The 25,940-nt window shown below is 59.9% G+C and carries 34 protein-coding genes, 1 tRNA gene and 1 riboswitch; of the genes, 19 read left to right on the top strand and 16 right to left on the bottom strand.

Annotation, left to right across the window (positions count from 1 at the left end; all coding sequences use genetic code 11):
- Positions 1–17 precede the first annotated feature (17 nt).
- From FH08_RS0126915 to FH08_RS0126935, 5 genes are all read left to right on the top strand, one after another.
- Positions 18–677 carry a VTT domain-containing protein gene (locus tag FH08_RS0126915; RefSeq protein ID WP_031361335.1) on the top strand — a complete coding sequence of 220 codons (660 nt, stop codon included), beginning with the start codon at positions 18–20 and terminating at the stop codon, positions 675–677.
- Between the two features lie 427 nt (positions 678–1,104).
- Complete coding sequence (locus FH08_RS0126920) at positions 1,105–2,076, top strand: peptidoglycan DD-metalloendopeptidase family protein (protein WP_235210512.1); 972 nt, start codon at positions 1,105–1,107, stop codon at positions 2,074–2,076.
- Positions 2,077–2,119: 43 nt separating this feature from the next.
- Positions 2,120–2,674 (top strand): outer membrane protein assembly factor BamE domain-containing protein, encoded by a 555-nt coding sequence (bamE, locus tag FH08_RS0126925; RefSeq protein ID WP_031361337.1) that lies wholly within the window; start codon positions 2,120–2,122, stop codon positions 2,672–2,674.
- 39 nt (positions 2,675–2,713) lie between these two features.
- Positions 2,714–3,154: a hypothetical protein gene (locus tag FH08_RS0126930; protein ID WP_051888575.1), complete on the top strand. Its 441-nt coding sequence runs from the start codon at positions 2,714–2,716 to the stop codon at positions 3,152–3,154.
- Between the two features lie 116 nt (positions 3,155–3,270).
- Positions 3,271–3,603, top strand: coding sequence for a DUF4148 domain-containing protein (locus FH08_RS0126935; protein WP_031361339.1), 333 nt, complete (start codon positions 3,271–3,273; stop codon positions 3,601–3,603).
- A gap of 49 nt (positions 3,604–3,652) precedes the next feature.
- Here FH08_RS0126935 and FH08_RS0126940 read toward each other — a convergent pair whose 3' ends face one another.
- On the bottom strand, positions 3,653–4,081 hold the full coding sequence (locus tag FH08_RS0126940) for a DUF3293 domain-containing protein (protein ID WP_031361340.1): 429 nt from the start codon (positions 4,079–4,081) through the stop codon (positions 3,653–3,655).
- Between the two features lie 374 nt (positions 4,082–4,455).
- Between FH08_RS0126940 and FH08_RS0126950 the strand changes: the two genes are divergently transcribed.
- From FH08_RS0126950 to FH08_RS48615, 3 genes are read left to right on the top strand one after another with little or no spacing between them, the layout of a single operon-like run.
- Positions 4,456–4,935: a helix-turn-helix transcriptional regulator gene (locus FH08_RS0126950; protein ID WP_031361341.1), complete on the top strand. Its 480-nt coding sequence runs from the start codon at positions 4,456–4,458 to the stop codon at positions 4,933–4,935.
- Positions 4,932–5,147, top strand: a complete 216-nt coding sequence (locus FH08_RS54170) for a nucleotidyl transferase AbiEii/AbiGii toxin family protein (protein ID WP_326928983.1) — start codon at positions 4,932–4,934, stop codon at positions 5,145–5,147. The genes FH08_RS0126950 and FH08_RS54170 overlap by 4 nt, the downstream gene beginning before the upstream one ends.
- Positions 5,144–5,635: a nucleotidyl transferase AbiEii/AbiGii toxin family protein gene (locus tag FH08_RS48615; RefSeq protein WP_326928984.1), complete on the top strand. Its 492-nt coding sequence runs from the start codon at positions 5,144–5,146 to the stop codon at positions 5,633–5,635. Before FH08_RS54170 ends, FH08_RS48615 begins: the two co-directional genes overlap by 4 nt.
- A gap of 236 nt (positions 5,636–5,871) precedes the next feature.
- Here the strand turns inward: FH08_RS48615 and FH08_RS0126965 are convergent.
- The 9 genes from FH08_RS0126965 to ydfG form a co-directional block, all read right to left on the bottom strand.
- Positions 5,872–5,947 (bottom strand) — tRNA-Lys (locus FH08_RS0126965).
- A gap of 150 nt (positions 5,948–6,097) precedes the next feature.
- The gene (gene ybgF, locus FH08_RS0126970) at positions 6,098–6,847 is read right to left on the bottom strand and encodes a tol-pal system protein YbgF (protein WP_031361342.1); all 750 of its coding nucleotides are present in this window, start codon (positions 6,845–6,847) and stop codon (positions 6,098–6,100) included.
- 27 nt (positions 6,848–6,874) lie between these two features.
- Positions 6,875–7,381, bottom strand: coding sequence for a peptidoglycan-associated lipoprotein Pal (pal, locus tag FH08_RS0126975; RefSeq protein ID WP_031361343.1), 507 nt, complete (start codon positions 7,379–7,381; stop codon positions 6,875–6,877).
- 44 nt (positions 7,382–7,425) lie between these two features.
- Positions 7,426–8,718 carry a Tol-Pal system beta propeller repeat protein TolB gene (tolB, locus tag FH08_RS0126980; RefSeq protein WP_031361344.1) on the bottom strand — a complete coding sequence of 431 codons (1,293 nt, stop codon included), beginning with the start codon at positions 8,716–8,718 and terminating at the stop codon, positions 7,426–7,428.
- Positions 8,719–8,834: 116 nt separating this feature from the next.
- Complete coding sequence (gene tolA / locus FH08_RS0126985; RefSeq protein ID WP_031361345.1) at positions 8,835–9,935, bottom strand: cell envelope integrity protein TolA; 1,101 nt, start codon at positions 9,933–9,935, stop codon at positions 8,835–8,837.
- The gene (tolR, locus tag FH08_RS0126990) at positions 9,935–10,381 is read right to left on the bottom strand and encodes a protein TolR (protein WP_031361346.1); all 447 of its coding nucleotides are present in this window, start codon (positions 10,379–10,381) and stop codon (positions 9,935–9,937) included. The genes tolA and tolR overlap by 1 nt, the downstream gene beginning before the upstream one ends.
- A 10-nt stretch (positions 10,382–10,391) precedes the next feature.
- Positions 10,392–11,069, bottom strand: a complete 678-nt coding sequence (gene tolQ, locus FH08_RS0126995; protein WP_031361347.1) for a protein TolQ — start codon at positions 11,067–11,069, stop codon at positions 10,392–10,394.
- 192 nt (positions 11,070–11,261) lie between these two features.
- Entirely contained in the window at positions 11,262–11,777 is a 516-nt protein-coding gene (ybgC, locus tag FH08_RS0127000) for a tol-pal system-associated acyl-CoA thioesterase (RefSeq protein ID WP_051888577.1), read from the bottom strand.
- A 111-nt stretch (positions 11,778–11,888) separates the two neighbouring features.
- A complete protein-coding gene (gene ydfG / locus FH08_RS0127010) occupies positions 11,889–12,635 on the bottom strand; it encodes a bifunctional NADP-dependent 3-hydroxy acid dehydrogenase/3-hydroxypropionate dehydrogenase YdfG (RefSeq protein WP_031361349.1) in 747 nt (248 codons plus the stop codon).
- A 329-nt stretch (positions 12,636–12,964) separates the two neighbouring features.
- Positions 12,965–13,064: riboswitch (ZMP/ZTP riboswitch) on the top strand.
- Between the two features lie 160 nt (positions 13,065–13,224).
- On the opposite strand from ydfG, the gene glyA reads away from it, so the two are divergent.
- From glyA to FH08_RS0127045, 7 genes are all read left to right on the top strand, one after another.
- Positions 13,225–14,472: a serine hydroxymethyltransferase gene (gene glyA / locus FH08_RS0127015; RefSeq protein ID WP_031361350.1), complete on the top strand. Its 1,248-nt coding sequence runs from the start codon at positions 13,225–13,227 to the stop codon at positions 14,470–14,472.
- Between the two features lie 3 nt (positions 14,473–14,475).
- Complete coding sequence (gene nrdR, locus FH08_RS0127020; RefSeq protein ID WP_031361351.1) at positions 14,476–14,958, top strand: transcriptional regulator NrdR; 483 nt, start codon at positions 14,476–14,478, stop codon at positions 14,956–14,958.
- Between the two features lie 157 nt (positions 14,959–15,115).
- Complete coding sequence (locus tag FH08_RS0127025) at positions 15,116–15,667, top strand: GspH/FimT family pseudopilin (RefSeq protein ID WP_031361352.1); 552 nt, start codon at positions 15,116–15,118, stop codon at positions 15,665–15,667.
- Entirely contained in the window at positions 15,664–16,068 is a 405-nt protein-coding gene (locus FH08_RS0127030; protein ID WP_031361353.1) for a type IV pilus modification PilV family protein, read from the top strand. The genes FH08_RS0127025 and FH08_RS0127030 overlap by 4 nt, the downstream gene beginning before the upstream one ends.
- Positions 16,065–16,874, top strand: a complete 810-nt coding sequence (locus tag FH08_RS0127035; RefSeq protein ID WP_031361354.1) for a PilW family protein — start codon at positions 16,065–16,067, stop codon at positions 16,872–16,874. Before FH08_RS0127030 ends, FH08_RS0127035 begins: the two co-directional genes overlap by 4 nt.
- Positions 16,871–17,422, top strand: a complete 552-nt coding sequence (locus FH08_RS0127040) for a pilus assembly PilX family protein (protein ID WP_035567228.1) — start codon at positions 16,871–16,873, stop codon at positions 17,420–17,422. Before FH08_RS0127035 ends, FH08_RS0127040 begins: the two co-directional genes overlap by 4 nt.
- Complete coding sequence (locus FH08_RS0127045) at positions 17,419–17,856, top strand: type IV pilin protein (protein WP_031361356.1); 438 nt, start codon at positions 17,419–17,421, stop codon at positions 17,854–17,856. The genes FH08_RS0127040 and FH08_RS0127045 overlap by 4 nt, the downstream gene beginning before the upstream one ends.
- 49 nt (positions 17,857–17,905) lie before the next feature.
- Here the strand turns inward: FH08_RS0127045 and FH08_RS0127050 are convergent, their stop codons facing one another.
- The 3 genes from FH08_RS0127050 to FH08_RS0127060 all read right to left on the bottom strand — a co-directional run bounded on the left by FH08_RS0127050 (position 17,906) and on the right by FH08_RS0127060 (position 19,405).
- Positions 17,906–18,409, bottom strand: a complete 504-nt coding sequence (locus tag FH08_RS0127050; protein ID WP_031361357.1) for a DUF3318 domain-containing protein — start codon at positions 18,407–18,409, stop codon at positions 17,906–17,908.
- A 93-nt stretch (positions 18,410–18,502) separates the two neighbouring features.
- Positions 18,503–18,883, bottom strand: a complete 381-nt coding sequence (locus FH08_RS0127055; protein ID WP_031361358.1) for a phage holin family protein — start codon at positions 18,881–18,883, stop codon at positions 18,503–18,505.
- Positions 18,884–19,102: 219 nt separating this feature from the next.
- Complete coding sequence (locus tag FH08_RS0127060; RefSeq protein WP_031361359.1) at positions 19,103–19,405, bottom strand: DUF883 family protein; 303 nt, start codon at positions 19,403–19,405, stop codon at positions 19,103–19,105.
- A gap of 513 nt (positions 19,406–19,918) precedes the next feature.
- On the opposite strand from FH08_RS0127060, the gene FH08_RS0127070 reads away from it, so the two are divergent.
- Positions 19,919–20,557, top strand: coding sequence for a peroxiredoxin (locus FH08_RS0127070; RefSeq protein ID WP_031361360.1), 639 nt, complete (start codon positions 19,919–19,921; stop codon positions 20,555–20,557).
- A 114-nt stretch (positions 20,558–20,671) separates the two neighbouring features.
- Here FH08_RS0127070 and FH08_RS0127075 read toward each other — a convergent pair whose 3' ends face one another.
- Positions 20,672–21,862 (bottom strand): acyl-CoA dehydrogenase, encoded by a 1,191-nt coding sequence (locus FH08_RS0127075; protein WP_031361361.1) that lies wholly within the window; start codon positions 21,860–21,862, stop codon positions 20,672–20,674.
- A gap of 99 nt (positions 21,863–21,961) precedes the next feature.
- Here FH08_RS0127075 and FH08_RS0127080 point away from each other — a divergent pair, with 99 nt between their 5' ends.
- On the top strand, positions 21,962–22,786 hold the full coding sequence (locus tag FH08_RS0127080; RefSeq protein ID WP_035567229.1) for an IclR family transcriptional regulator: 825 nt from the start codon (positions 21,962–21,964) through the stop codon (positions 22,784–22,786).
- Positions 22,787–22,927: 141 nt separating this feature from the next.
- Entirely contained in the window at positions 22,928–23,425 is a 498-nt protein-coding gene (locus FH08_RS0127085) for an Lrp/AsnC family transcriptional regulator (protein ID WP_031361363.1), read from the top strand.
- Positions 23,426–23,455: 30 nt separating this feature from the next.
- On the opposite strand, the gene FH08_RS0127090 is transcribed toward FH08_RS0127085, so the two are convergent.
- Positions 23,456–23,965 (bottom strand): flavin reductase family protein, encoded by a 510-nt coding sequence (locus tag FH08_RS0127090; protein ID WP_031361364.1) that lies wholly within the window; start codon positions 23,963–23,965, stop codon positions 23,456–23,458.
- A 255-nt stretch (positions 23,966–24,220) separates the two neighbouring features.
- Between FH08_RS0127090 and msrA the strand changes: the two genes are divergently transcribed.
- Positions 24,221–24,781, top strand: coding sequence for a peptide-methionine (S)-S-oxide reductase MsrA (msrA, locus tag FH08_RS0127095; protein ID WP_031361365.1), 561 nt, complete (start codon positions 24,221–24,223; stop codon positions 24,779–24,781).
- Positions 24,782–24,835: 54 nt separating this feature from the next.
- Here msrA and FH08_RS0127100 read toward each other — a convergent pair whose 3' ends face one another.
- A complete protein-coding gene (locus tag FH08_RS0127100) occupies positions 24,836–25,918 on the bottom strand; it encodes a DUF72 domain-containing protein (protein ID WP_051888578.1) in 1,083 nt (360 codons plus the stop codon).
- Positions 25,919–25,940 lie beyond the last annotated feature (22 nt).

Genomic DNA, 25,940 nt, shown 5'->3' on the forward strand with positions numbered 1-25,940 from the left:
CTGATCGAGGCCCGCTTTTGGATACGCTGCTGTCATTCCTGAGTCTTATTCTCCATATCGACAAATCGCTCGGTTTTTTCATCCAGCATTACGGCGGCTGGGTGTACGCGGTGCTGTTCCTGATCGTTTTCTGTGAAACGGGGCTCGTGGTGTTTCCGTTCCTGCCGGGCGATTCGCTGCTGTTCATCGGCGGCGCGTTCGCGGCAAGCGGATCAATGGATCTCGGCGCGCTGATCGTGCTGTTGCTGATCGCGGCCATCCTCGGGAACACGGTGAATTACTGGATTGGCCGCGCGATTGGCCCCAAGGTATTCGATACCCACATTCCCGTGCTCGAACGTTTCCTCGATCGCGAAGCGCTCCGCAAGACGCAAGGTTTCTACGCGCGGCACGGCGGCAAAACCATCGTGCTCGCGCGCTTCGTGCCGATCGTGCGGACGTTCGCGCCATTCGTGGCAGGCGCATCAGCGATGAAAGCCTCGCGTTTTCAATTGTTCAACATACTCGGCGCACTGATCTGGGTATTGCTGCTCGTGTTGCTCGGTTATTTCTTCGGCAATATCCCGTTTATTCGCCAGTACCTGAACGTGATCGCGCTGGTCGGCGTGTGCGCGGCGATCGTGCCCATTGCGCTGGGCGCATTGTGGAAAGTCATGCGGCGTAAAGCGGGTAATTGAGCTGGATAGAGTTGGATTGATCGGTTCGAAAGCGCTTTCGAAGTCGCCGGGCCGGCACTTTGAAAGCGCGTATATCACGGGCACGGTACTCGGCCCGCTGGCGTCTTCGCCGCCAAAACGTAAAAGGTTAGAATGCCGAATTGTCGGCTCGGTGGTTCGATTATCGAGATGAACGATTCCGGCGTTTCGTGAACAAACGTTAATGTTTTATGCTGGCGAAGGTTGGCGAGGTCTTATAGCTGATGTTGGAACGAACAAGAAGTGGAGTGGGAGCGGCGTGTCACTTGCGTCGTCTCAGGCTGGCGGTGGTGGTGCTGGGTGTCACGGCGCTACTCGCCGGCTGCGGAATTTTTGGCTGCGGCGGCAGTGCAACGAACGGCGGGGCTTTCGGCGGATGTGGCGCCGGCATGCGGTTCTGAGCGCCTGGATGCAGCCCGGAAATATCGATAACAGGAAGTCAGGGAAAACGGCAAGCATGGCGGTATCGCGTTCAGATAATTCAGCATGGGCCGTCAACGGCCGCGGGGGAGTGCTCAGCGCGCTCGTTTCTATTGGCGTGGCGGTATCCATCGCCGGTTGCTCGACGGCGATGACGCCCGCGCCCATCGTCGAGCAGTCGACGGGCGGCACGAGCTCGCCTTCGTCGATCTCCACTACGCCCCCGGGCGCCGGGTCAGTCGCGGGACCGGTCGCCATCGCGCCGCCGGTGCAGGCGGATGCCGGGCCGGGGTTTTATCGCGTGAAGCCGGGCGATACGCTTTATGGCATCGCGCGCGCGCAAAAACAGCGTCCGTCCGATCTTATCAAGTGGAACAACCTGCCTGAAAGCAAGCAGGTCAACATCGACCAGTTGTTGCGCGTGGCGCCACCGGGCAGCACCGGCACGGCCGGCAACAGCGACGACTGGAGCAAACAGGCTGCGGCGTCGGCGGCAGCGTCGAAAGCCGGGCCGCCGATCATTGGCGCACCTGCGACGGCGAGCAATAACGGTCCCGCGCCTGACACCAGCACGCCTCAGATCAATTCGAAGGGCGCGTGGCTCACGTGGCCGGCAGAAGGCGACGTGATCACGAAGTTCGGCGAGGGCGGCAGCAAGGGTATCGATATTGGCGGCAAGCTCGGCGAACCGGTGAAAGCCGCGGCGGCGGGCCGAGTCGTCTATGCGGGCAGCGGTCTGCGCGCTTATGGGCAGATGATCATCGTGAAGCACAGCAACGACTTCCTGACCGCGTACGCACACAACGGCAAGCTGCTCGTGAAGGAAGGCGATACCGTCCGCCAGGGCGCGACCATCGCAGAAATGGGGACGGGGCCGAGCAACAAGCCGTTGCTTCACTTCGAACTGCGCAAGTCGGGGCAGGCTGTGGATCCGGTGCCGTCCCTGAAGAAGGCCGGGTGATGAGCACGGCACGCACGGCGCATGCAACGGGAGCCACGCTGACATGAAAAGGCTCCTGCTCGCTGCCGCGTGCGTGTCCGCTGTGCTGCTTGCCGGCTGCAACGACCAGCAAAACGCGGACGCCATGAACAAGCTCAAAGCGTTTTTCAACGCCGTCAAACCCGACACCTTGCTGCTCAAGGACCTGACGCCGGGAGTCACGACCGAGGCGCAGATTCGCGACCAGATGGGCGAACCGGAAACGGCTCGAACCTTCACCGACGGCTCGAAGCGCCTCGAATATCCGCGCGGCCCGGCGGGCACGAATACCTATTTCGTCGATATCGATGCAAACGGCAAGTTCACCGCCGTCACGCAGGTCCTGACGGCGGAGAACATTGCCAAGGTACGGCCCGGCATGACGCAGGACGAAGTGCGGCGCTTGCTGGGCAAGCCGACGACCATCGCCGAATATCCGCTCAAGAAAGAGCGTGTGTGGAGCTGGCATTGGGAGGAGGGCGGCGTGACCCGCGACGCTATGTTCAATGCGCATTTCGGCCCCGATGGTATTGTGACGACCACGTCGCGATCGGAAGCATTAGGCGGTGGCAAGCATTGAGCTGCGCGGCGGGGCGTTTCAATATCGGCAGCCATACTGATGGATCATCAAAAATCAAAACGCGCGCTTGAGTACGAGGGGTTGATGGCGCTTGCGGCGCGTCATCGCGCAGAGCGGGCGGTAACGTTTGAGACACTCGAAACGGCCGACGCGGGCTGGCAATGCGGCCGCGGACATGCATGGGACGATGGCTTGAGCGCCGCGCAGAACGTGCGCTGCATGAACTGCGCGTCGCAGCGCCGCGAGCAACACACGGCGCGGCTGAAGGCGCTGGCAGAGGAGCGGGGTGGACGGTTGTTATCGGCGAGTTACGTCGATGCCATCACGCCATTGCGATGGGAATGCGCGTTCGGGCATAGCTGGGATGCGCAAGCGGACATTGCCACGCGACGCTGGTGTGCGGAGTGCAGGCGTAGAGGCGTGTACGACGCCCCGACACCGTATCGCACAGAAGAAGCGATTGCACGCGACGGCCATTGACTCTGGCCCTACGACGCCCACGCCCACGCGCAAAATTATTTTCGATTTATCCGGAATAGACGGGAAAAAAATGGGTTCGCCCTAGTACCAACCCGTTAAACACTCTGGAGTCGAAAATGAAAAAGATCGCCCTGTTCGTGATGTCCGCTGCTGTACTCGCATCTTCAAGTGCATTCGCCCAGGCTCAAGGCCTGACCCGCGCGGAAGTCCGCCAGCAACTCGTTGAAGCGCAACAAGACGGCTCGCAACTTGTCAGCAACGCGTCGTATCCCGATGTGGCTCGCATTTATACGAATCAGGTCGCGCAATCCAGGCAGGGCACATCGGCCTATGGTGGCGTGGTGGCGGGTTCGAGCGTGAGCTCGTCGCATTTTGCGAATGTCGGCAGCCCGAGTCATGAAACCTGTGTCGGGCCGTACAGCTTCTGCAACATCTATGCGGGTTCGTGATGGGCGCGTGGACGACTCGTTCATGGTTAGTTTGAGCCGCTCGCACGAATTATCGTAGTAGGATCAGTTGAGGGACGGTGTCGGAGTCGCACCATACGATCGCGTTTTGTCCGTGGTTCGTACCTAGTTGTTTGGCATCACTAAGTGTCAGGCCAAGGACCAGGAAGCTCGGCTCACCCGGCCATGTTCCCGACGGATGCTCGCCGAGTCCCTCGATGAAGCGTAGCTTCATAAGGCCAAGCTGCTCGGCAAGCGTAGCTTGTCGGACCGCGTTGACCGTTGCAGCGGTCAATGTGCTGAACGGATTCGACGCGGTGATAAACGCGCTGCAGTCGACGCCAAAAGCCCGATGAAGTTTGGCGAGATCGGGATTGGCGTGGCCTATGTGCAGCGTCGTCGGGGCATCACCCAGGACACGATATTGCGTTTCCATATAAGCCCGGCGCGTGTCCGGGTCGATGACCGATTTGAACTGCAAAGCAATCTCCTTGCTCCAGGGTGAACGAAGGCCGGGCATGTGATTGCCCCCGACTTGTGCGACACACCCGACTGCGTTCTGCAGAAATCGTATCAGACCGCATCGCGCGCCGTTGCGTGCGCGTTTTCGCGTCGGGCGTTCGATACAAACTCCGGATCTTCAAAGGTTCCGCCCTCCATTGTGAGCGCTGCGGAGCAAGCGGCACCGGTGCGATAAGAGCAGTTCTGTTCCCTACCGTTGGTTCGGTGTGAAAGTCCCGAGTCAGGGCGTCCACCCAGCTAGCGCGCATCTCGGAAAAATCTCACGCGAAATATGTAGGATATACTTTACATGCGAGGTGCCGCGTTTTCTCCCGTTCCGCCGCAGAGGCAAACATGCAACTTTACGAGATTGGTCAGTCAGTCGCCAAACGGCGGGCGGAACTCGACCTGACGCAAGCGCAGCTCGCGAAGCTTAGCGGGCTCTCCCGGTTCACGGTCAATCAGCTTGAAACCGGTAAGGTGAAGGACCTTGGGATCAACAAACTTATTCCGTTACTCAGCGTTCTTGGGATCGAACTGACGGCAGGTCCGCGGCCTGATCAAAAGGGGCTGTTCAAAGCATCGGTGAGCGCCAATGCGAGCTACAAGGGAAAACTGACGGAAGGCCAACTCGTTCGCGCGCTAGCGACGGGAAAGATACCCCCTGGCTACGAGCCGCAGGTATCCGTCATTCTTGACGAAGTGCCTGTGCCCGTCGTCGTTAAAGCCGTTGAGGAGGCGGCCAGATCATCTGGCATCGCGCCAAAGAAGATCTGGAAAAATCTCGCGACCTGGTCAAAAGAGCTGCATCTCTACCGGAGGGTGTGGGAATGACGACAGCCTATTCGCCTCATTCGCTTCCGGCCGGGCCGTGGCTAAGCCTGCTGGGCCACGCGTTCACGCTTATCGATGAAATCGCTGAACACGGCCGGGCTGATCCCTTCTGGACCTTCGGTGGCGGCACGGCGCTTATGCTGCGATACGGCCATCGGCTTAGCAAGGACATCGATATTTTGTCCCCGATCCGCAGTATCTGGGCTTCGTGAATCCGCGCATCAGCGACGTTGCTTCAGACATCACGACTGAGTATGAGGAGCATCCGCAATTCGTGAAGCTGCTTCTGCCTGAAGGCGAGATCGACTTCGTTGTTTCTCTGAATCTGACCGACCCCGGATACGATCAATGGACCCTGCTCGATCGCCCGGTGAAAGCGGAGACGGCTGCTGAAATCGTAGCGAAGAAAATGTGGCATCGAGGTGATCGTGCGACCGCGCGTGATCTCTTCGACCTCAGTCTCGTGATTGAGCGTGACCCGGCAGCATTGCTGGCGGCTGGCGAATTCCTGATCCGCCATCGAGACACCTTTCTCGATCAGTTGGCTTCGCGTGACGTGTTTATCCGTCAGGGGTTCTCAGACATTGAGACGCTGAACTACACGCCCACCTTCGACTATGCCGTTACTCTCGCGACTGAATTTTTGCGAGCGATTCCCGGGGAAGAACCGCTGCACAAACCACGATTGCGCCGACGTTGATTGAATGCTTTTATTGCGCTGAGAGCCGCAAAAAAGACTGCGATCGTGATTGATGGCGCGCTGGAGGAGCCGACCGACTTGCTCATCACGATAGAAGAACAATCGGTTCGCTGACGGCGAATCATGATGCAACGAGCGCGCTGTGAGTGTGCAGTAGCCCGAACCCAGATCACGAATCTTAGTTCCGCTTCCCCAACGAGAAAAGGGCTCAGCTTGCGCTGAGCCCTTCATGTCTTTGGTAGGCCGTACGGGATTCGAACCTGTGACCAACGGATTAAAAGTCCGCTGCTCTACCAGCTGAGCTAACGACCCAAAGAGCCGAAATTATAGTCACATGGACCACAAGTTGTCAACGGAGCGTAAAAATGCATCGCATCGTGGAACGGAGAAAATGCATAAGAAAAGGCCCGTAGCAACCACGCTACGGGCCTTTTCAACGAGAGGCGCGAATTCCAGCTTCGCTTACTTCACTTGCGACATCTTGCTTTCAGCCGACTGCGCGGCTTCCGTTCCACCGTACTGCGAGATGACCTGATCCAACGTCTTTTTCGCGGCGGCTTTCTGACCCTGCTCGATCTGGTTGTTCGCGATTGCGAGCAGCGCATCGGCCGCCCGCGGATGCGTCGGGAAATTCTTCACCAGATTTTGCCAGGTTGCTGTCGATCCCTTGTAATCACGCAGAGCATACTGCGCGTTGCCCAGCCAATATTGCGCGGTCGGCTGGTACGGACTCTCCGGATACTTGGCGACAAACGTCTTGAACGACGCAGCAGCATTCTTGAAGTCGCCGTTACGGAACTGCGTCGATGCCGCGTTGAACGATTCAGTCTCGCCGGGCTGCACCGTCCCTTGCACGCCATCCACCGTCTGCTGCTGCGGTTCGAACTTCTTCAGCCGGCCATCGAGGTCGGTGTAGTAGTCCTTTTGCTGCTTCTGCACCGTCGTCAATTGGTTGGCCAAGTCCTCATTCTGACCTCGAAGCGTAGCGACCTGCTGATTCAACTGGTCAAGACGATTCGATTGATCGAGGATCGTGCGCTGAGCGGCGGACAACTGGCTAGCCAGACTGTCCGTTTTCGTGCGCAAATCGAGCACGGCTTTACGTGCTTCATTGTCGTCAAACAACGCCGCGTGCGCCGACCCGCCGACCACGGCCGAACCTAACAAACAAGCAACTGCGACCGCGCGCAGCGAGGGGAAGCGATACAACATACGGCGACTCACCCGTGACAGGTTACGTTACTGTTGATAAGCGAGGTCAGCGCGGCGATTCTGCGCCCACGACGACTCGTCATGCCCGGTTGCCTGCGGCTTTTCCTTGCCCAGACTCACGGCTTCCATCTGCGAATCAGCCACGCCCAGCAGCGACATCGCGCGACGCACAGCTTCAGCACGCTTCTGGCCCAGCGCCAGGTTGTACTCGCTCGTGCCGCGTTCGTCGGTGTTGCCCTGGATCAGGACGTGACGGTCCGGATGGCTCTTCAGATACTGCGCGTGTTGTTGCAGCAGCGGCTGATAGTCGTCACGAACAGCGTAGCTGTCGAAGTCGAAGTAAATGCTGCGCTTCGCCAGCGGGCTGTTCGGATCGTTCAGCGGGTCGACGTTGACCTGTTGAACTGCGTTCGCGTCGGGTTGCGTGCCGATCGCGCCTTTGTTTGCACCTTCATCCAGCTTGACGCCTGAATGACATGCGGCCAATGCACCGACCATCGCCACTGCAAAGCCGATACGAATTTTAGACATCATGGTTACTCTCCTTGTGTGTTGCTGCTTAAGTTATTGCGCGAAATTTATTGCATGAACGGGCCCCAGGACGGCTCGCGTACGCTGCCCCCCTGAAGCGACAAGACTTGCCGCGTACGACCATCGGTCGATACGGCAGCCAACACGCCACGCCCGCTCACCTGGGTGGCGTAGAGGATGTACTGACCATTCGCCGCAAAACTGGGCGATTCGTCATTCGTGGTGTCGGTCAGGCCCGTCGCCGTGCCGGACGCGAGGTCCAGCAAATACAGCTTGAAGCCGCCGCCAACACGCGAAATGTACGCAATCTGCTTGCCGTCCGGGCTCACTCGCGGGCTTGTATTGTAGTTGCCCGTGAATGTGACGCGCGTTGCTTGGCCGGCGCTTTCGCCGTTCGCCGACATCTTGTAGATCTGAGGCTGGCCGCCGCGGTCGCTCGTAAAATAAATCGTGTTGCCATCGGGAGAGTAAGCCGGCTCGGTGTCAATCGAGCTGCCCAGTGTCAGGCGACGCAAACCGCTGCCGTCCGCGTTCACCTGGAAAATCTGCGTGTTGCCGGTAGTCGACAGGGCAACCGCAAGCTTGCGGCCGTCCGGTGACCACGCCGGTGCACTGTTATTGCCCTTCTGATTCGATACGATCACACGCTTGCCTGTCGGCAGGTCGTGGATATAAACGACGGGTTTTTTCTTTTCGAACGAGACGTACGCGACCTTGGTGCCGTCAGGCGACCACGCCGGCGAGATGATCGGCTCGGGGCTGGACAGCGCAATGCGTGCGTCCTGGCCATCGGAGTCGGAAATCTGCAACTGGTAGCGGCCGCCGGTCTTGATCACGTATGAGAGGCGCGTCGCGAAAACACCACGATCGCCCAGCAATTTTGCGTAGATATAGTCTGCGACCTTGTGCGCGCTCATCCGCAGACCGCTTTCCGGACTGACGAGCGACAGGCCACCCAGGCTTTGCTGCTTGACCGTGTCGTAGAGACGGAAGCGCACTTCGTACTGGCCATTCGGCAACTTATTCACGCTGCCGGAGACAAATGCGTCCGCACCTTTCGCTTTCCAGCTGCCAAGGTCGACGGAATCTGTTTCCGACACGGGCGACGAGCCGGCATCAATATTCGTAAACTTGCCGCTGCGCGCCAGATCCTGGCGAACGATGGCGCTGATCTGCGCCGGCGAATTCGCTTCGTTGGCAAACGTCGCGGTGGCAATAGGAAATTGGGTAGAACCCACGCCCGTGACAAGCACATTCAACTGCGCGTGGGCAGCGGTACCGGCCGCGATCAGGCAGGATGCAACAAGTGTTTTCAGGCCAAGCTTCGTCATCAAACTCATGTATCTGGTTCCAGAAAAAGCGATTTTTAAACTACCGGCGGCTGCAGAACAGACCGCCGAATGCACAATTCGTTCCCATCGGGGTTCATTGTGCACCGTCGTTTTACCATGTCCGTTCAACCGCCCGCCGGACGCAATGTGATCGTAAACGTGCCGGGCGCCTGGCCGTTCGTGTCCAGCGGCATCGGATCGGAGCGCTGAACAGCGCGCAGCGCAGCCTGATCCCACTGATCGTTGCCGCTCGAGCGTTGTATCGATGACGACAACAGCGTGCCGGTCGATGGCGAAATACGTACCGCGACCACGGTCTCGAGTCCCGCCGTTTCCCCCGCCCACACGATGTTCGGACGCACGCGCCGCTGCACCTTCTCAGCATAGCCCGCCGATGTTGCAGTCCCGCCCGCGCCGTGACCCGTGCCACTCTTGGCCAGTCCGTCGCCGCTTTCGCTCGTGCCGCCACCAGCCTGGCCCTGCAACGCCGCCAGCCGGGCATTGCGTTCCTTATCAAGCTTGGCCTTCGCCTGCGCGTCGGCCTGGGTCTGGGCCTTGGCTTTCGCCTTGGCGTCCGCCTGAGCCTTGGCCTTGGCGTCCGCCTGCTCCTGCGCCTTCGTTTCTGCTTCCTTCTGCTGTTCCGCGGCTTTCGCTGCGTCAGCTTCCTTCTCTTTAGCCTGTTGCGTCTTCTGCTGATCGAGCTTCTGCTGAGCAAGCTGCTTTTGCTTATCGGCTTGTTTCTGCTTGTCCTGGGTCGCTTTTTGCGCCGCTAAAGCAGCTTGCTGCGCGGCTTGTTGTGCCGCGAGTTGCTGCTGACGCTTGGCCTCGGCTTCCTGGTCGGCCTGTTGTTGCGCACGCTGCTGTTCAGCGAGTTGCGCGGCACGCGCCGCCGCTTCCTGCTGTTTACGCTTCTTTTCCTGCAAGGCGATGTCAGCTTCCTCATCTCTCGCCGGCGGCGGCGCGGGCTGCACCTTGATCGGCGGGGCGGGCGGCGGAACAGGGCGGGGCGTAGGCACCGACAGATCCGGGATCTCGGTCCACAGCTCTGCCTCGGCGCCAGCCGGGGTGTTGTTTTGCCAGTTGACGCCGTGGTACAGGAGGATGCCAAGCAACACGTGCATTAGCGCGGCGAGCGCGAACGCCTTCCATGTCCCGCGTTCACGCGGCGGACGGGTGGGGCGCGCGCTGGTCCGCGCGCCAGGATGCCCGCTGGGCTGCCGATTCATCATTGCGATTTGACTAACAATCCGACTCGTTTAACGCCCCGCGCTTTCATATCGGACATCACGTTCATGACGACTTCATATTTCACGGTCTTGTCGGCGGCAATCACGACGGGCTGGTCGGGATGCGACTCCTGCCGATTCAGCACGAAGGTCTTGAGGTCACCTTCCGTCATGCTCTGCTGTTGCGACGCGCCGCCGTCGTCCTTGTAGCGCACGGTCATGCTGCCGTCGGCCTTGATATTCACCACGACCGGGGGCGTTTGCTCCTGCGGCGCTGCGTTGCCGACCGTCGGCAGGTTGATGATGGAAGGCGAGACGAGCGGCGCGGTCACCATGAAAATGACGAGCAGCACGAGCATCACGTCGATGTACGGCACGACGTTGATGTCGGACATGGCGCGCCGTGAACTGCCGCGCATGCTGGAACGCATTGGACCTCCGGCCATTCTGAACTCCTTAGTGAGCCTGACGCTGCAAGATGTTCGAGAACTCTTCGATAAACGTTTCGAAGCGGATCGCGAGGCGGTCGATATCGTGTGCGTAGCGGTTATACGCCACCACCGCCGGAATCGCGGCGAACAGGCCGATTGCCGTGGCCACAAGCGCTTCGGCAATACCCGGCGCCACGTTCGCAAGCGTTGCCTGCTGTACGTTAGCGAGGCCGCGGAACGAATTCATGATCCCCCAGACCGTGCCGAACAAACCGATATACGGACTGACCGAACCCACCGATGCGAGAAACGCGAGGTTCACTTCGAGCACATCCATTTCACGCTGGAACGCAGCGCGCATCGCGCGGCGGGAACCGTCGAGGATGGCCGCCGGATCGTTCATGCGGCGTTCTTTGCCTTTCAGGAACTCACGCATGCCCGATTCGAAGATCCGTTCCAGCGCGCCAATTGTGTGGCGGTTGTTGGCAGCGCTTTGATAAAGCGCCTGCAGGTCGCCGCCCGACCAGAAATCGCGTTCGAAGCGCTCGGTCTGATTCCGTGCGCGCCGAATGGCAAACCACTTGCGGATGATGTAAGTCCACGACAGCACCGACAGCAGCAGCAACAGCGCCATGACGGCCTGCGCCAACAGGCTGGCATGGATGACGAGAGAAATGATCGACAGGTCTTGTGTAGTGTTCATAAAAGTCCGCTGTTACGTCCCAAAGGGGCGTCCGAAGTGCACTAGCCGGGAACTGTCAGGTTTTCGACAAACGACTGAAAGCGTAGACCGGTCCTGGGAGCACATGCTCGGTACTTCTGTGCCTGCACGCCCGATGGCACGCAGGCTCGATTCAGTTCAGTTCAGGTCTTGATGGAGTCAAAGGGTCTTTGTCTACATGGGTTTTTCTGAACAAGATGATTTAAACGGTGCCGGCATCGGCATGGTTGACGCGTTGTCTGCAACCGATTTTTGCGGTCCGCGACGTAATCCGTCGAGCACCGATGCGGGAATCCCGACCGGGCGGATGGCGCCAAGACTGACCGACGCCACCTTGATGTCGCCTGAAGCCAGCAAGGTGCCGTCCCGCCACGCTTCCTGATGGAAATCCACCGATGCCCGGCCAATACGCTCGATCCGGCTTACCACATGAATGACATCGTCGAGGCGCGCGGGCGCCGAGTATTCCAGCGCCGTGCGCTTGACGACGAACAATACGCCGTCCGACTCGGCCAGCACACGCTGGTCGATGCCGCACGCCCGTAACCATTCAGTGCGTGCCCGTTCGAAAAACTTCAGGTAGTTCGCGTAGAAGACGATGCCGCCGGCGTCCGTGTCTTCGTAATAGACCCGAAGCGGCCAATCGAAGGTCAAGAGGCGGTTCGCCTGTTGAGGCTCGCTGGTGGACATGTTCATCCGCGCATTTTACCGGAAGCTGCAAAGCGACCGTCGAAACGTGCTGGCGGCCGCTGCTTTCCGTCAACTATCAGGTGAACGCCTGGCGTAATCACTTCGTTCGGATCAGCCGCGATGCACGGTCAGCGAGCCGAACGACTGCGCGACCGGCATCAACTCGATCGTGTTGATATTCACGTGCGCCGGTCGCGTGGCGATCCAGTAAATGGAATCGGCAATGTCCTCGGCCGTCAGCGGTTGCACGTCCTTATAGACGTTGGCGGCTTTCGTGTCGTCGCCCTTGAAGCGGACGTTGGAGAATTCCGTGCCGCCACACAGCCCGGGTTCGATGTCGGTTACGCGCAACGCCGTGCCGGTCAGGTCTGCCCGCAAATTCAGGCTGAACTGGCGCACGAACGCTTTAGTCGCGCCGTACACGTTGCCGCCCGGATAGGGGTAGGACGCTGCGATCGAGCTTAGATTGAACACGTGCCCGCGATTGCGTTCGACCATGCCAGGCAATAACGCGTGCGTGACCGTGACGAGGCCCTTGCAGTTGGTATCGATCATGTTGTTCCAGTCGTCCAGGCTCGCGCGCTGTGCCGGTTCCAGGCCGAGCGCCAGGCCGGCATTGTTGACGAGCACGTCGATCTGGGAAAAAGCGTCCGGGAGCGCTGCGATAGCCGCTTTGATCGCCGATTCGTCGCGAACGTCGAGTTCGACGGGCAGCAGCGCGTCGCCGAGTTCCTGCGATAGCGCCAGCAGGCGGTCTTTGCGGCGCGCGGTTGCGATCACGCGATGGCCGCCTTTTACAAACGTGCGGGCAATGGCTGCGCCGAAGCCGGCGGAAGCGCCAGTGACAAATACGATCATGTGCGGGTTCCGGTTGTAATGTTGATTGTCAGGTTACGGAAAGGGAGTTTTCGCGCGCGGCGCCCGGCGCTCGGGCGCTTGCGGGAAAGCCGGACAGCGTACTTCCATTGCTGCGACGCGGCAAGTTGCCAGTTTTTATGTCGTGCGCAATTCAATCCGACCCGACAAGACCGGCTACCTGGCGCAAATTCCGCTCCCGGGATGCAATTTTAGCCCCTGGACGACGCTTGCACGCGGCGGCCGGCGGTACTTTATGGCCTTGGAAGCGCCTGTTTAAGGCGCTTTTCGGCAGTTGCCTATTCTCAGGCGGCCCATTAAACTAGGGCGCTCCAGCCCTGCGTAACTGGCGACAAGGATCTTCGGATCCAAGGTGGATTAACCCACCGTGAAGCGCAGGGTGTCGTTTTGCCGTTCGCCTGGGCAGCTGAGATCCGCACGCGCTCGTTGCGTTGCCGGTGGCTGTCCGTCTCGCGTAACGGAGCTTCTCTCTTCCGCCTCGCTTGGGACCCATCGTGCTTCGCGCTCCAGCGGCGCGGTGCATATGCGCACGCGCGATCCGGTCAACTGGCATCCATTCAACGGAAAACGTATGTTTGATAAAGCCCAAAGTACTATCGCCCAAGTCGATCCGGAATTGTTTGCGGCGATCGAGCTGGAAAACCGTCGGCAGGAAGATCACATCGAGCTGATCGCGTCGGAAAACTACACGAGCCCGGCCGTCATGGCCGCTCAAGGCTCGCAACTCACGAACAAATACGCGGAAGGTTACCCGGGCAAGCGCTATTACGGTGGCTGCGAGTACGTCGATATTGTCGAGCAACTGGCTATCGACCGTGTGAAGCAGCTGTTCGGCGCTGAAGCCGCCAACGTGCAGCCGAATTCTGGCTCGCAAGCCAATCAGGGTGTGTTCTTCGCCATGCTCAAGCCTGGCGACACCATCATGGGCATGAGCCTGGCCGAAGGCGGCCACCTCACGCACGGCTCGCCGGTGAACATGTCGGGCAAGTGGTTCAACGTGGTCAGCTACGGCCTGAACGAAGCCGAAGATATTGACTACGACAAGACCGAAGAGCTGGCTAAAACGCACAAGCCGAAGTTGATCGTTGGGGGCGCATCGGCGTTCGCACTGAAGATCGATTTCGAACGGTTGTCGAAGATCGCGAAGAGCGTCGGCGCTTATTTCATGGTCGACATGGCGCATTACGCCGGCCTGATCGCGGCCGGTGTTTATCCGAACCCGGTGCCGTTCGCGGATTTCGTCACGACCACGACCCACAAGAGCCTGCGTGGCCCGCGCGGCGGCGTGATCCTGATGAAGGCCGAGTACGAGAAACAAATCAACTCGGCCATTTTCCCGGGCATTCAAGGTGGTCCGCTGATGCACGTGATTGCCGGCAAGGCTGTTGCGTTCAAGGAAGCGTTGTCGCCGGAATTCAAGGTCTATCAGCAGCAAGTCGCGGACAACGCACGCGTGCTGGCCGAAACGCTGGTGAAGCGCGGTTTGCGGATCGTCTCCGGACGTACCGAAAGCCACGTGATGCTGGTCGACCTGCGGGCGAAGCACATCACCGGCAAGGCGGCGGAAGCTGCGCTCGGCAAGGCGCACATTACAGTGAACAAGAACGCGATTCCGAACGACCCGGAAAAGCCGTTCGTCACCAGCGGCGTGCGTATCGGTTCGCCGGCCATGACCACGCGCGGTTTCGGTGTGGCTGAGGCCGAGCAGGTGGGTAACCTGTTTGCCGACGTGCTGGACGCGCCGGAAGACGAAGCCAACCTCGAGCGCGTACGCGCGAAGGTTGCCGCGTTGACCAAGCAATTCCCGGTCTACGGCTAAGCCATGCGCTGCCCCTTCTGCCGGCACGAGGACACGCAAGTGGCGGATTCGCGCGTGTCGGAAGACGGGGCGGCGATTCGCCGGCGGCGGCGTTGCCCCGCTTGCGACAAGCGTTTCACCACTTATGAACGCGTGGAACTCGCGTTGCCGTCCGTAGTAAAGAAGGATGGCAGCCGCACCGAGTTCGATCGCGCGAAGATTGTGGCGAGCATGCAACTGGCGCTGCGCAAGCGCCCGGTTGCGGCAGACGCCATTGACGCCGCCGTTGCGCGGATCGAATACCAGTTGCTTGGCAGCGGCGAACGCGAAGTTCGCAGCGACCGTCTGGGCGAACTCGTGATGAACGAGCTGCGCCAGTTGGACACCATTGCGTACGTGCGTTTTGCGTCGGTCTACAAACGCTTCGAAGACGTGTCCGAATTCGAAGACGTGCTCGAGGAATTCCGGCGCACCGCGCCGCGCAAATCCAGTCCTCGCAAGCGCTGAGCGTTTCTGCATTTTCCTTTCCTTTCTTGCTTGAATCCAGTGATCGTTTCGACAGTATGTCGAGGCTTTTGCACGTCCGATAGTCGACCGATCGGCTAATGGCGGACATCGAAAATTCTCTTCAGATTGAGTGTTGGCCCAGTTCAATCGATAAGGGATGCAGATGAATTTGAGATGTTTATCAGGCTTCACGCTGGTCGAGCTCGCGGTCGTGCTTGCCGTTATCGCTGTCGTTGCCACGTTCGCTACGCCGTCCGTTGTCGTCTGGCACAAGCGGGATCAGATTGATGCACGGGCGCGCACAATGATGTCCACCCTCACGCTGGCGTGCTCGGAAGCGATCCGGCGCGGCGCACGCGTGACCTTGTGCCGGATCGATGTCGCGCACGCGTGTCTCGCGGCCAGCAAAGCCTGCGACGGCGGCTTGACGGATTGGTCATGCGGATGGGCGCTATTCGCCGAGCGAGGCGGCGCGCGCGTGCTGTTGAGAATGCAGCCAGCGGCGAGCGGCATTGCTATTGGCGGCACGGGGAGTGAGTTGTCGTTCACGCCGCCCTCGGGCCAGGTGATCGGCGGCTTTCGCAGCTTCGACTTCAGTGCGCGCGACAACGCGTTGGCGTCGCTTGGAGCGCGCGGGCGCCGCTGCATCCGGCTCGCGGCCGGCGGCCGGCCCCGGTTAACGCAAGGCGCGTGTGGGGCGGCGGCATGACACGTCCATTGCGTAAGGTTGGACGGGGTGATTCGCTGATCGAAGTCCTGATCGCGATGTCGCTGACGGCTATTACGGCGCTCGGAATTATCGGCTCGCAAATGTGGCTGGCTCGCAACGAACGTTCGCTGATGGCGCGGGAGCTGGCAACGTCGATTGCGGATTCCGTTGCAGAGGGAATACGTCGCGATACAGATCGCGATCCGGTCGTGACGCAATGGCGTACGCGAGCCGCGGCGCAGTTGCCCGATGGCGATGTCGACGTGCTGGGCCGTGGCGATGGTTTGCACATTGCAGTCGTGAAATGGCGAGCGCAGGCATCGAGTGACGGTGAAGCTGTGTGTGCGGAGCCGAGCGTGGGCGCAAAGCTCGCCTGCGTGACCGTGGCGTTCGCACGATGAGCGCTTCCAGATATTTGCAGCGCGGCCATACGTTGCTCGAGCTATCAATCTCCGTGGCGCTCGGCTTGCTGATCGTTCTCGCGACAATTTCGTTGTATCGCGGGCAGCGGTCTGCCTACGACCATGCAACGGAAACAACGCGCCTGCGCGACGCAGCAAGCACCGCCCTCGACCTGATTGGCCAGCAAGTGCAGATGGCGGGTTTCGTGCCGGCCGGCACTGGGCAGGCAGACCGGATGCCGCCGTTGTTCGGATGCTCCTCAGGCCGCCCAACTGGTAGCGACGCCGCGCCCGCGTGCGAGGCACTCGCGAGCCGTTCCGACGGCATCGTTGTCCGCTATGCCGCCGATACGATCTCGACGTGGCCGTCGTCGTCCGGCTTGCCGACAGACTGTCTCGGGCAGATATCGGCGGGTGAGTGGATCGTTAACCGCTATTACGCGAAGGCGAGTTCGTCCACGGTCGAGCCGGAGTTGTATTGCGAAGGAAGCGGCAAGCCCGGCACCGGGCAGCCGCTGGTCGAGGGGATTGAACGGATCAAGTTCGGCTATTGGCTGAAAGATGCATCGTTCTCGGTTGAGGCAGCGGCGATCTCGCAGGACCGCTGGTCGCTGGTCGTCGCCGTGGATGTGTGTTTGGTCGTTCGAGGAGACAGTCCGAGCGCGACGGCTCGCCCGCGTTATGCCGATTGCGATGGTGCGTCGGTCGTGTCCGCGGACGGTCGCATCCGGCAAGTTTTCCGGCGTCGCATCGCACTGCGCAATGTAGCGAACTCACCGAACACTCCGGCAGTGGCATCGTCATGAACAAACGTACCCGCTTAGGTATCCGCCTACGTAGACGCTCACGCGGCATTGCGTTGCCGATCGTCCTGCTGATGTCGTCGATGTTACTGGTCACCGCCGTCGCATGGCTTGAGGCGGCGCTCGTCAGCGCGCGAGTAACCACCAATTTGGGTGAGCGCGTGCAGGCGTTTCACAGCGCCGACAGCGCGTTGATCCGCTGCGCCAGCATCGCGCTCGACTCGCTGCCCGCACTAAAAAGCCTCACCGGTCCGCTTGCCGCTGAACCAAATAAATGGCGGCTGAAGGCTTCGTTCGAAGGTGCATCGGCGAGTGCTGTGATGCCGTTTGCATCGTGGCCATACGCGATACGACCGCCCCAATGCCTGATCGAAGCATGGCCGGCGCGGACCAGCGATCAAGCCGGCGCTATTTTGATTACCGCCCGCGGTTTCGGCCGGATGCCGGACAACGAGTCGTGGTTACAGCAGGAGATTGAAATGGGTGAAAACGGCATCGTGCGGCACTGGCGACGCATTGTCGCAAAGCCGTTTCAAGAGGGTTCGCCATGACCACGATAGACAAGATAGACAAGGGCTTCACGCTGCTCGAACTGATGATTACGCTCGGCGTGGCGGCGATCATCGCGACATTCGCCATGCCGGTTTATCGGGAACAGGTGGCAAGAGGGCATCGGCTGGATGCGGTGACCGCGCTTTATCGCGCCGCTCAATATGTGGAGAGCACGCGAACGGTGTCGAGCAATGACTCGGTTGCCAAGCTGCCCGTTGGCTTCGATCAAGCGCCCGCGCTGGGCACAGCTGTCTACGTGTTGCGTATGCTCGGCGAGTCGGAGCAGAACGGCGGGTATTCGATTGAAGCGCAGCCGGTCGACGCGAACGACACGTGCGGGATCTATTCGCTGGACGCGACGGGCGTCAGGTCAAATCGGTCGGTTGAAAAACTCACGCCGCCCAAAGTGGCGGCGTGCTGGAGCGGCAAATGAGCGAATTGAACCCACGCACCGTGCAGTCCGGATGCCCGGGCCTGGCGTGTCAGGCGTCCGGATCGACGGCAACGTCGGGGGATGACGGCTTGTCCGGACTCGACTTGATCTGTTGCCATACGCGATACGCTTCCCACCCGACCAGGCCAAGACCGCCCCACTTGAGTATCGGTTTCGCGCTCGCTAGCAGCCGTGAGCGGACGGGTTTCGTGAGCACCAGCGAAGCAAGAGAGCTCACGACGGGATATTGCTTGAGCAACAGCCCCAGGCCACCCGCGCCGCTAAACAGGCCGCTCAGTCCGCCAAGCCGGCTCATGAATCCGCTGCCTCCCGCTCCCCGGCCGCGTTTGCGGCGCCCCGGCATCAGCAAATTAAGGACACTGAAATGCGAGAATTTGTAACGCAGATCGGCGCTGGCCTGCGCGAGTTCCATGCGCTCGACGTCCGCCCGCGCGATCAGCAGTTCCTTACGCAATGCGCGCATGTGGGGTGTGCTCAGCTTGTGCGCGGTCGCTCGCTTCTGAGCTTTGAAGGTGTCGTCGTTGTGACTCATGGCGTGGCGGGCTCTTGGAAAGTCGTCGATGAATACTGTTTTGTCGTACTCGTACTACTGGGGCGTCGCCATGAGGTGAGCCCTTCGCGCGCATCACTTGAACGTGTCGCGGTCCTTTTTGAACTCGGCGATCGTGCTGTCGAAGACGTTAGGGGCATTGATCAGGCCGGCGCGCGCGCGAACGGCGCAAAACACGGCAACCAGCGCGTACGCAACCGTGATCCCCGCAAGCGATTGCCACCGGTACGTGTCCCAGAACGCGATCGCGACCAGCACGGTGAGCGTAATGAGCGCCATCATGGTGAGCATCATGGCGGCAAGACCGAGGAAGAGCACGCCGATCAGCCGCTCCTTTTCCTCAGCGAGATCGATGCCGATCAGTTCCAGGCGAGTTTCGAAAATGGCGAACACGGAGCTGACGATGCGGCGCAAGGGCCCTTGGGGATCGTGCTGAGATTGCCTTTCTGTCGTCATGGCTTGAGCGCGAGGAGCGCGTTATTTTTGGCGCGAAGATTTCCGGCCGGGGCGGCTACGCGCTCCGGCCGGTCTATTAATCTGGACGCCGGTCAGGAAAACTCCGGCGGTCCAAGGCAGTCACGGTTTTCACCAGTCAGGTTAGCTCGGGATACCCGGCAAACAGCGGCAAGCAAATGGGCTAACCCGGGGCCAACCGGCCTCTGGGATTGGTGAAGATTAGCGACGATTGATCAACAATCCAACGACGACGCCCAGACCTGCAGCAATCCCGATTGATGCCCATGGGCGTTCGTGAACGAAGTCGTCGGTAGCACGAGCAGCTTTCTTGCCTTTTTCGATCACCACGACTTGCACGTCGGCGGCCTTCTCCTTCGCTTGTTTCAAGCGGGTCAGAGCGGTCTCGCGCAACTCGGATGCACGCTCGCCCGTGGCGCTTGCGGCCTGTTTCAACAGGTCTTCAGCGTCTGCGAGAACGGTTTTGATATCCGACATGAATCGCTCCTTATTGATTTCTGACATTGATGGCTCCACACAGGTGAGGCAACGCCAATCGTACCAAAGAAGCGCTCGTTTATTGGCGTCCATCCGGCCCCTGGATCAAACCATGCAGGTTTTGTTCCTGCTGTCACAAAGCTTGTCACGGGACCGTCAAAAAGGGAATCGCACCAGCGCGTAGGAGCGGCCATTAAATGCACGTCGCACACATTGGTGCAGGGAATGACGCCACTCCGGCCGGCGAAAATTTCCGTCAAACCCGAAAAATTACAAAAACGCATGACGATGTGACGGAAAGTTTGTTCGTTGTGCAGGTCTAGTCCCTTATGCTTTGACTTTTTGCCGGGCCTGACGCGTCGGGACGACCCCGATCGGTCTGGCTGAGCCGGACGAAGTCGGGACCAAATCGGGACGAATCCCGGGCCAACTCCCGGGCCGAAACCCGCCGGACAAGACCCAGATACCTGCAACCAACCTGTACCAGACCTGCGCCGTGTGACGAACAACACGGCGCATCACTTCGAGGAGAGACACATCATGAGCTTGCGTCTAGGCGACACGGCGCCCGATTTCGAACAGGATTCCAGCGTTGGCCGTATCAAGTTTCACGAATGGCTAGGCGACAGCTGGGGCGTGCTGTTTTCACATCCGGCAAATTTCACGCCTGTCTGCACCACGGAACTCGGCCTGACCGCGAAGCTCGCGGGCGAGTTCGAGAAACGTAATGTGAAGGCAATTGCGTTGTCGGTTGATAACGTGGAGTCGCACAAGGAGTGGATCAAGGACATCAACGAAACGCAGGCCGCGAGTGTCGGTTTTCCGATCCTGGCCGATGGCGACCGGAAGGTGTCCGAGCTCTACGACATGATTCATCCGAACGCGAATGCCACGTTGACCGTGCGCTCGCTTTTTGTCATCGATCCAAAGAAGAAGGTTCGCCTGACCATTACGTACCCGGCGAGCACCGGCCGGAACTTCGATGAAGTCCTGCGCGTGATCGATTCCCTGCAACTGACCGACAGCCATTCGGTCGCAACGCCCGGTAACTGGAAGCAGGGCGACGATGTGATCATCGTGCCGTCGCTGCAAGACCCGGAGGAGATCAAGCGCAAATTTCCGAAGGGCTACAAGGCAGTGCGCCCGTACCTGCGCTTCACGCCGCAGCCGGACAAGTAAGCGCTGGCCGGAACTAGCAGCAAGGAGCAAGTAAAAATGCAAAAAGCCAACGCATGAAACGCGTTGGCTTTTTGCTTTCCGGGCAACCCGCAGAGAATCCCGATTCAACGAACCTCAGAAAAACGCCTGAATCCCCGTCTGAGCGCGTCCGAGGATCAGCGCGTGGATGTCGTGTGTGCCTTCATACGTGTTCACCACTTCCAGATTCACCAAATGGCGCGCCACGCCAAATTCGTCCGAAATACCGTTGCCGCCGAGCATGTCGCGCGCCAGTCGCGCGATATCAAGCGCCTTGCCGCACGAATTGCGTTTCATGATCGACGTGATTTCGACGGCCGCCGTGCCTTCGTCCTTCATGCGGCCCAGACGCAGAACGCCTTGCAGCCCAAGGGTGATTTCCGTTTGCATATCGGCAAGTTTCTTTTGAATCAACTGGTTGGCTGCAAGCGGCCGGCCGAATTGCTTGCGATCCAGCGTGTATTGCCGTGCCATGTGCCAGCATGCTTCGGCTGCACCGAGCGCGCCCCAGGCAATACCGTAGCGCGCCGAATTCAGGCAGGTGAACGGGCCTTTGAGGCCGCTCACGTTCGGCATCAGGTTTTCTTCCGGGACGAAGACCTCGTCCATCACGATCTCACCGGTAATCGATGCCCGCAAGCCAACCTTGCCGTGAATGGCCGGTGCGCTCAAGCCCTTCCAGCCTTTTTCCAGGATGAAACCGCGAATCAGATCGCGGCCTTCCTCTTCCAGCTTTGCCCACACGACGAACACATCGGCGATGGGTGAATTCGAGATCCACATTTTCTGGCCGGAGATCGAAAACCCGCCGTCCACCTTTTTGGCGCGCGTTGTCATGCTGGCCGGGTCGGAACCGGCGTTCGGCTCGGTGAGCCCGAAACAGCCGATCCACTCGCCCGTCGCCAGCTTCGGCAGATATTTTTGCTTTTGCGCTTCGGTGCCGAATGCGTTGATCGGCACCATGACGAGCGACGATTGCACTGACATCATCGACCGGTAGCCCGAATCCACGCGTTCAACTTCGCGAGCGATCAGGCCATAGCTGACGTAGTTGAGGCCGGGACCGCCGTACTCTTCGGGAATGGTGGGTCCGAGCAGGCCGAGTTCGCCCATCTCACGGAAGATCGCCACGTCCGTGTGTTCGTTGCGGAACGCGTCGAGCACGCGCGGCTGCAACTTGTCCTGCGCGTAAGCGTACGCGGCGTCGCGGATCATGCGTTCTTCGTCGCTGAGTTGCTGGTCGAGCAGCAACGGATCTTCCCAGCTAAAACGGGCGTCATCGGCCATGTTGTATCTCCTGTTTCCTCTGTTCCTGATCTTAGGACTTGACTGATGTTCCGCTAAGCGGAACAATGTTTTGCAAATAAGAACCGAGTCTAGCATCCGATGCCAATAACTTCCATCCGAAATTCCGAGCCTTCGAAGCCTTCCGAAACTCCCGATTCATCAGAAGGAATCGATGAGCGCAAGTTTGTCGTCGCGCTGGCGCGTGGCCTGGAGATGCTGCGAGCGTTTCGTCCGGGCGAGACCTTGCTGGGCAATCGTGATTTCGTCGATAGAACCGGCCTGCCCAAAGCCACCGTCAACCGCCTTGCCTACACGCTGACCACGCTCGGTTATCTCCGTTTTGACGAACCGGCCGGCAAATACGCGCTCGACACAGGCGTGTTGTCGCTGGGATTCGCTTTGCTGGCAGGCGCCGATGCGCTCGAACTCGCGCGTCCGCACATGCGGGTTCTCGCACGGGAAATTGGGGCGGCGGTGTCGTTGGGATGCCGCGACGGGCTCGACATGATCTATCTGGAAACCATCCGCAGCGAGACGGCGCTGACGCTAGGCCTTGCTCCCGGCTCACGGCTGTCCATGCTGACCAGCTCAATGGGCCGCGCGTATCTGGCGGTGCAGAAACCGGACCAGCGGGCGGCTTTGCTCGAAGAACTCGGCGCGGCGGCGGTGAAAAATGGTGAAGACGGCGCGCGGCTCGTGAAGGCGGCGCAAGAGGCTATCGACGATTACGCCCGCGATGGCTGCTGTTATTCGTTTCGTGACTGGCATGCCGACGTGAACGCAATCGCGGCGCCGTTACGCGATATCCGCAACGGGCGATGGCTGGTGCTGAGCAGCAGCGGCCCGGCATCATCAATGGATGAAGCCTATTTCCGCAATATTGTTGCGCCCAAGCTACGGACGCTGGCGGCGCGACTGGCGTGAAAGAACGCTGATTGAGCCCGGATAAAGCCGCTTAATAGTGAAATCGAGCCGAAATCGGTCAAAAAGTGATTTAGAAATAACATCCCAAAAACACGGCTCTTAGAACATAATTCGATGAAACAGCCGCAGGGAGACTAAAAAATGACCGGGTTCTCGCTGGACGCAACGGATTGCCGTATTTTGTCGGTGCTGCAAGAAGATGGTCGCATCAGCAACCTTGATCTGGCTGAGCGGATTTCGCTATCGCCGTCAGCGTGTCTGCGCCGCATGCGGCTGCTCGAGGAAGAAGGGGTGATCGCGAGCTATCGCGCGTGCCTGGACCGGGAGCGGCTAGGCGTGGAACTGGAGGCGTTCGTCCATGTTTCCATGCGCAACGACCAGGAAAACTGGCACGAGAAATTCGCGGCCGCCGTGCGGGAATGGCCGGAAGTGGTGGGTGCGTTTGTGGTGACCGGCGACACCCACTACGTGCTGCGCGTGCTTGCATACAATCTCAAGCACTACTCCGACTTCATCCTCAGCAAGCTTTACAAGGCGCCGGGTGTGATCGATATCCGCTCGAACATCGTGCTTCAGACCATGAAGGACGAAGCGGGCGTACCGGTCGCCCTGATCGACCGAACCGGTAGCGTGTCTTAACCCAAGCGCGTGACAAGTCGGACAAGCCCGTCACAGCGATCCAAGTCCATGAAATTGCCCCGCCTGAAACACCAGCGGGGCAATTTCCGCTGCATTCTCGTGCACGCCGCATCGCTCCACCTGACCCACGAAGATCACGTGATCGCCTTCCTGATAACGGCTACGGTTGTGGCATTCGAACCACGCGAGCGCACCGTCGAGCACCGGCATGCCGGTGTCGCCCGCGGCATGTGACACCCCGGCAAAACGGTCACCCTTGACCGTCGCAAAGCGTTTGCAAAGATCGACTTGCGTCGATGCGAGCACGTTGATGACGTAGTGGCTATTGGCCTGGAATACGGACATCGACGCGGATTTGGTCGCGAGGCTCCACAGCACGAGCGGCGGATCGAGCGAAACAGAGTTGAACGAACTGGCGGTAATGCCGATCAACTGGCCGGACTCGGCGCGCGTGGTGATGACGGTGACGCCGGTGGCAAACTGGCTAAGTGCGTCGCGGAAAGAGCTGGCGTCGAAATTCGGTGGATTAGCGCGTTTCATCGGGATGGGTTCAGGTTCGACGGTATCGGCGAAATCCAGGCGGCATAAATTAGCGATACAAGAAGCCGGATGAAGTTTTCGAAGTCATCGGAAGATAGGCGATTGTTACGATTCTATCGGAATCGGCCCGTTCGCCTCTGTGCTAAAGGCCGTACAGGCAACGCGGACAACCGAAAACCAGTAAGCTGGAAGGGTTGATTCACACGCTTCCGCACGCATTTGACAGGTCTCGCGGAACACGAACCAGGAGCCAGCATGACGCAACATGACGAGCAGGCAAAGCGCGAAACGGCCACCATTGGCGGCGGGTGCTTTTGGTGTACCGAAGCGGTTTTTTTAGGCGTTGAAGGCGTGCTGTCGGTGGAATCGGGTTATGCCGGCGGCCAAAAGAAGGACCCAACGTACGAGCAGGTCTGCGACGGCACGACCGGGCACGCCGAAGTCATCAAGGTGGAATTCGATCCGGCGGTGATCGGGTATCGCAACGTGCTGGAGATTTTCTTTGCGACCCACGATCCGACGCAACTCAACCGGCAAGGCAATGACGTTGGCACGCAGTACCGGTCGTCGATCTTCACGCACTCCGATGAACAGCGAAAGATCGCGCTGGAAGTGATCGATGAATTGCAGAAAGAAGGCGTCTTCGACGGCAAGATCGTCACCGAAGTCACGCCGCTGAACGGAAATTATTTTCCGGCCGAGGACTATCACCAGAACTACTTCGAGCAGCATCCGAATCAGGGATATTGCGCGTTCGTGGTCGCGCCAAAGGTGGCGAAGTTCAGGCAGAAGTTCGCGCATCGGCTGAAACGCTGAGGGCTTGAACGGCATATAAGGCAAGACGGGCTTCGCGAAATCGAAGCCCGTTTTTTATTCCCGCGGCATCCCTGCCGCCAGATACTGCGCGATCTTGAAACACGTTAGCGGCGCCGAACCCTCCGCCTTGTTGTTCACCGCGATCACCACCGGCTGCCCTGCGAGCGCGTAGCGCAGCGCGAGTTCGGCGAGTGCTTCGTGCGTGTCGGGGTCTTCATCAACGAGTTTATCGAACGGTTCGTACTTCGCTTTCGCCTGCTCGTATTTGAAGCCGCCGTGCAGACTCCAGCGCACGATCAGCGGCCCCAGTCCACCTTCATCCAATAGCGCGAGCGCCTTAGCCTGACGCCGGGGATCGGGCATGCGTGCATGAATGCCGATGCAATATCGCACCTTCGCATCACGCAGCACGCGGATAAACCGCGGCGTCAGCATGATGGCGTCACGCAATTCCACCGCGTAGCAACTTTCACCCGGCAGCGATGGCAATGCGTTGAGAAACACGGACAGGCGCTCGAGGAACGCGGTTGGATCGACGATCAGCGCGTCCGGCAACGGCGGAATCTGGAACACGAGCGCGCCGGCTTTTTCACCCAGGCCGGCCATGCACGGCTGGACGAATTCATCGATGGCGATGCGCACGTTCAGGAACGCGGGGTTATCGCCGGCGGGTGCGCCTTTGTCGCCGCGGACGGTGGCATCGGTGACGGAAGCCGGCGCTTTCACGATGAAGCGGAAATGGGCCGGCACCTGGTTCGCGTAGCGCGCATAGTCCGCCACCGATAATGGCCCGTAGAACGAACGGTCTATCGATACACAGCGCAGCAGCGGATGCGCGCCGAGCGCGTTGAGGCCATCGCGGGAAAGCTTCGCGGACGAGTATTCGTCGCCATAGACGATGTCGCGCCAGCCGGGAAACGACCACGTCGACGGGCCAATATGAACGGTGTCGGGGAGACGGAGAGCTAACGCGTGATGGTCGGGCACGGCGAGTGCGGGCAAGACGCCGCCACGTGATTTTGCTTTTGGGAGAGACTCGGTCGCCGCTTTGCTCGTCTGTGTTGCCGGCTCTTCCACCGCCCCGAACAGGTCGACCTGCAACACGGATTGTGCGTGCAGTTCCACGCCCGCATCCAGTTCGTCACTGGATGCGGGTTCA

The organism is Caballeronia sordidicola (assembly GCF_000729995.1).
In the GTDB taxonomy this organism is placed as follows: domain Bacteria; phylum Pseudomonadota; class Gammaproteobacteria; order Burkholderiales; family Burkholderiaceae; genus Caballeronia; species Caballeronia sordidicola_A.